Origin of the sequence: Escherichia sp. E10V10 (assembly GCF_004211985.1) — a bacterium.
Taxonomy (GTDB): domain Bacteria; phylum Pseudomonadota; class Gammaproteobacteria; order Enterobacterales; family Enterobacteriaceae; genus Escherichia.
Genome location: NZ_RHJO01000009.1, coordinates 1 through 3,855 on the forward strand (window position 1 = coordinate 1; position 3,855 = coordinate 3,855).

Annotated in this window: 8 protein-coding genes; all 8 read right to left on the reverse strand. The window is 56.3% G+C overall.

What is annotated here, in order from left to right; all coding sequences use genetic code 11:
• Positions 1-873: phage tail sheath subtilisin-like domain-containing protein (locus D9736_RS13490; RefSeq protein WP_205712927.1), on the reverse strand; the 873-nt coding region annotated here is incomplete at its 3' end.
• The gene (locus tag D9736_RS13495) at positions 857-1,027 is read right to left on the reverse strand and encodes a DUF2635 domain-containing protein (protein WP_001560821.1); all 171 of its coding nucleotides are present in this window, start codon (positions 1,025-1,027) and stop codon (positions 857-859) included. The genes D9736_RS13495 and D9736_RS13490, both read right to left, overlap by 17 nt.
• A gap of 8 nt (positions 1,028-1,035) precedes the next feature.
• Positions 1,036-1,596: a hypothetical protein gene (locus D9736_RS13500; protein WP_001560820.1), complete on the reverse strand. Its 561-nt coding sequence runs from the start codon at positions 1,594-1,596 to the stop codon at positions 1,036-1,038.
• Positions 1,593-2,099 carry a hypothetical protein gene (locus tag D9736_RS13505; protein WP_130258502.1) on the reverse strand — a complete coding sequence of 169 codons (507 nt, stop codon included), beginning with the start codon at positions 2,097-2,099 and terminating at the stop codon, positions 1,593-1,595. Before D9736_RS13505 ends, D9736_RS13500 begins: the two co-directional genes overlap by 4 nt.
• Positions 2,074-2,484, reverse strand: a complete 411-nt coding sequence (locus tag D9736_RS13510) for a phage head closure protein (protein WP_130258503.1) — start codon at positions 2,482-2,484, stop codon at positions 2,074-2,076. Before D9736_RS13510 ends, D9736_RS13505 begins: the two co-directional genes overlap by 26 nt.
• On the reverse strand, positions 2,481-2,804 hold the full coding sequence (locus tag D9736_RS13515; RefSeq protein ID WP_000927711.1) for a head-tail connector protein: 324 nt from the start codon (positions 2,802-2,804) through the stop codon (positions 2,481-2,483). The genes D9736_RS13510 and D9736_RS13515 overlap by 4 nt, the downstream gene beginning before the upstream one ends.
• Before the next feature lie 2 nt (positions 2,805-2,806).
• Positions 2,807-3,007 carry a hypothetical protein gene (locus tag D9736_RS13520; protein ID WP_000601360.1) on the reverse strand — a complete coding sequence of 67 codons (201 nt, stop codon included), beginning with the start codon at positions 3,005-3,007 and terminating at the stop codon, positions 2,807-2,809.
• A 49-nt stretch (positions 3,008-3,056) separates the two neighbouring features.
• Positions 3,057-3,855, reverse strand: a 799-nt coding sequence (locus tag D9736_RS13525; RefSeq protein ID WP_130258504.1) for a phage major capsid protein, incomplete at its 5' end; no start/stop codon positions are given.

Sequence of the window (3,855 nt, forward strand, 5' to 3'; positions counted from 1 at the left end):
TTTTTCGTACCCCGCCAGGGTAATGTGCTGCTGGTTAAACTGGTCACCTGCGGTCACCAGTTCTGACAGTGTGCCGATCTTTGCCGTATACACATGACCATACAGCTGACGCGCATAGCTCCAGCGACCGCTGGTATCGTTCATCTCGGTCACCAGCGTGTTAACGGAGGCCGTGTCGTTGAACGGCAGACCGATATAATCAAACGGCTCATCCGCCATTGCAGCCACCGCGCCGGTGAGAGCAGGAGCCCCCGTTCCGGCGGTCCCCGCCGCCACGGCAATCTGTACGCCCGCTGGCAGCACTTCGCCCCCACCAAAGCCGTAGTAATTGAGGCTGACAGGAATTTCATTCCCGCAAAGCCCCTTATGACGCGCGGTCAATGTAACCACGCCAGCCGAAGATGAGGCCGTAAACGGCAGGGCCGGAACGGCATTGATGGCATCTTTGATACTGCTGGCAATCGTCGCGACGTTATCGCCGTTGGTCACCGGTGCCTGCACGCGGGTACGTCCCACATAAACATTCACCGTGCCGGTTTCGGTTGCCGCGCCGGTCACCGTCAGCGTAACTGTTGCCGCCGCGCCCGTGGATTCAGGAACGGCAATCACATACAGTTCACCAAACGGGTCGGTCTGGCGATAAGCCTCGACCATACGCGCCAGCTGACTTCCCGCACCACAAATCTGGCGTGCATAGTCTGCCGATGGCATCAGCACCAGACTGTTGGCAACAATCTCTGCACCGTTATTGGCATGACCAATCAGCAGCGATGCCCCGCTGTCCTGTGCAGTATTCGCCGCCTGGTTATCCATTTCCGCATAAAACAGCGGAACCAGCGTATTCGACGGAATGGTGTTAAAGCTTATCGTCATCGGTGTTCACCTTTTTATTCACGCGCCGGATATCACCCGCTGCTTCACGGCGCAGCCAGTAGTTGTTCTCATCAACATTTCGCCCCTCGGCGGGCAAAAGGTCACCGCGGGCAGGGTCAGGCACTGACCGCCCTTTAACAGCTTTCACAAACATGAGGATCCTCAGGAAGGAAGGGTTATTTCGGTGTGATGTTCGATATCGCCGTCAGGCCCGTTACCGGGCTCGAGATAATCAACATCAATCGCCAGCGTTTGCAGTTCATCCAGACTGTTCAGATCATCCTGCTGGCGGGTATCGTCTTCAGTCAGCTCTCTGATGACCGAAAAATCGAACTGATAAATCAGCTCATGACGATTCATATCCAGAAGCGTGCCGCCGTCATAGGTAATCGGGTTACCGCACGCCTCCGGGTTCCAGCCCAGCAGAGCCTTAAAGAGCATCTGCCGGACATCGTCCACCACATCATACGAGGCAAACTGACCGCGCTCATCACGCCCGTTACTCAGTATGACAACCACGGAGAAACCCTCTTTCAGCTCCTGCCAGTAGTCGGTCTGGCTTTTATTTTCTCCCGGAGAATCATCACCCGGTACCACATACGCCGCCGGGAGTCTCAGCTTTCCGACCTCCGGCAGATTTTTGAACTGTGCCGCGCCTGCCACCCGGTTTTCAAAATACGGGCAGCGGGCACGCAGCGCAGCAATAACAGGCGTCAGTTTCATCTGTGTCGTCGCTCCGGCTTCAGTGATTTACGTAATTCCCGCGCCAGAAAATAGCGTGTCCAGCTGCGGTTCTTTTCAAGCGTTTCCACCATAAAGTTATTACGTGGAGCCAGCCGCCAGCCGCTGCCACCGGATGCACCACGATGATGGCTGCGACGACGCTTTGCCCCTCCCCGGACACCAAAAAACAGAAACGCCGGATAGAAGTCACCAGAGATCATCCGGTTCCCCTTCCCGTTGCGCTGGTTAGGGGCAATGCGTGTCATAAAACCGGCTCGCTTTTTACTGGCTCCCGGCACCATGTAACCAATCGAACGAGCCAGGCGTCCGGTCTGATAACCGGGGTTTTCACCCGGTGCTGACCGCGCACGGCGCATCACCAGCCGACGGGCATCACGCATATGACGCTGACCAATCGTGACAAACGCCCGCCGGACACGGGCGCGGTTAAAGCGCATCTCCGCGGGCTGCTGAAAATCAACGTGCAAAAAGGAAGTCGCCATTGTTGCCTCCGTGACTCTGCGTAAATTCGCCCAGCTCCGTACACTCCAGCAGCAGAAAGCGCCGCGCTCCGTTCAGATCACGCTGACGTTTCACGCGGTACACACTGTCACCACAGACCACCTCATAATCAGCGGTGATCCCCCGGCGGTAACGAATGGTGATGTAATGGGTGATGGCGTCCCCGGTCTGCGCGGTTTCCTGCCAGGTGGTGGAACTGGTCTGGATAACCTTCGCCCATGTCCGGAACGTAACCGGGTATTGAGGCTCCACGCCAAAGTTATCCGCGGGCATATCCACCCGCAGGCGGATCAGGACGCGTTTATTCAGTTCACCGGGGTCCGGCAGAATGTAGGTTGCGCTGGTCTGCGCCTGACGAATTTTCATTGCGGAAAGTACCTGTACGGGCCGACAAGCCAGCCAAAACTCTGCGGCATGTCGAGTTTCTCCACTTCCGTAACCGACGAGCGGTTTTCGTAAAAATGGCTGATAAGCATCAGCATCCCCAGACGAATATCATCCGGCAGGTGCAGCCCGTCCGGATCGCTGTCCGGAATGGTTTCATCCGGTGCATAGAGCTTCCGGTTCAGATACGTTTCCGTCCGCTTTTGTGCCGCACAGGCCAGCAGTTGCAGATGGCGGTCATCAGCATCGAAATCCTCATCCAGCCGGAGTTGGGCTTTAATCTCTTCCATTGTCAGAAGCATACTCAGCCCTCTTTACTGGTCGTGGCTTTTTTCTCTTTTGCCGCTTTACTGCTTTTTGCACTGATTCCGCGCTCTGCTAACCCGGCCTGAAGTGCAATCTCCTGCACCCGGGCAGGAAGCGCCCCGTCGTCATACTCACCGGCCCGAATGACCTCAACACGCATACCGTCCGGTGACCATTTCAGATCTTGTTTCAGGATCATGATTCTTCACCCGTCAGAACAGGGGGCGCGGTTCCGCGCCCCTGAGTGATTACGCCGCTGCAATCTTCAGCAGTTTGATGGCCTGCGAATCGACCAGCATCCCGCCGGTGCGCTTGGTGGTATAAAAACCGACAAACGGTTTATTGGTGTACGGGTCACGCAGAATGCGGGTGCCGATACGGTCAACGATGGTGTAACCCCGTTTGAAGTTACCAAATGCAATAGCTTTCGCATCAGCGGCGATATCCGGCATCTGTTCGTTTTCAGCGATACCGTAACCCGCCAGAGAGGACGGTTGCCCCAGCTCCAGCCCCGGACGCCACAGATAGTTACCCTCGGTGTCTTTCAGCAGACGGATGGCAAACAGGCTGTTGTTGTTCATCATGAACTTCGCGCCGGTGCGGTGTGCCTTTCGCAGCGTGTAAATCAGTTTGATAATGGCGTCTGCGGTCACCCCCGTCGCTTCGCCGGATACAATATGCTGAAGTTTGCCGAACGCCCGGACCTTATCGGTTTCATCGGTGGATTCATACGCCAGGAACCCTTTCGGCTTCTTGGTACCATCGCCGGTGGTAAAGGCAATTTCTTCCTGTTCGGCAAATTCGGTTGCCAGCTCGCTGTTGATCCAGGCCTCCACGTTGAAGAAGGCATCATCCAGCATTTTCTGGGTAGCCTGCGGGTTGCCGTAGATTTCCCCCATGAAAGGTTCAATCAGTCCCAGTTTTGAGGTGGCGGTCTGGGAGCGTGCATCAGTCTCGCCAACCCATCCGGAAGCCGTGCCGCCCAGATTCACCAGTTTTTTGTAGTCGGAACCGCCAACAGTGATTACCGTGGCTTCCTGGCGCATC

Coding starts and splice junctions, on each gene's coding strand:
- D9736_RS13495 (WP_001560821.1), bottom strand. CDS start 1,027: ATGTTTGTGAAAGCTGTTAAAGGGCGGTCAGTGCCTGACCCTGCCCGC.
- D9736_RS13500 (WP_001560820.1), bottom strand. CDS start 1,596: ATGAAACTGACGCCTGTTATTGCTGCGCTGCGTGCCCGCTGCCCGTAT.
- D9736_RS13505 (WP_130258502.1), bottom strand. CDS start 2,099: ATGGCGACTTCCTTTTTGCACGTTGATTTTCAGCAGCCCGCGGAGATG.
- D9736_RS13510 (WP_130258503.1), bottom strand. CDS start 2,484: ATGAAAATTCGTCAGGCGCAGACCAGCGCAACCTACATTCTGCCGGAC.
- D9736_RS13515 (WP_000927711.1), bottom strand. CDS start 2,804: ATGCTTCTGACAATGGAAGAGATTAAAGCCCAACTCCGGCTGGATGAG.
- D9736_RS13520 (WP_000601360.1), bottom strand. CDS start 3,007: ATGATCCTGAAACAAGATCTGAAATGGTCACCGGACGGTATGCGTGTT.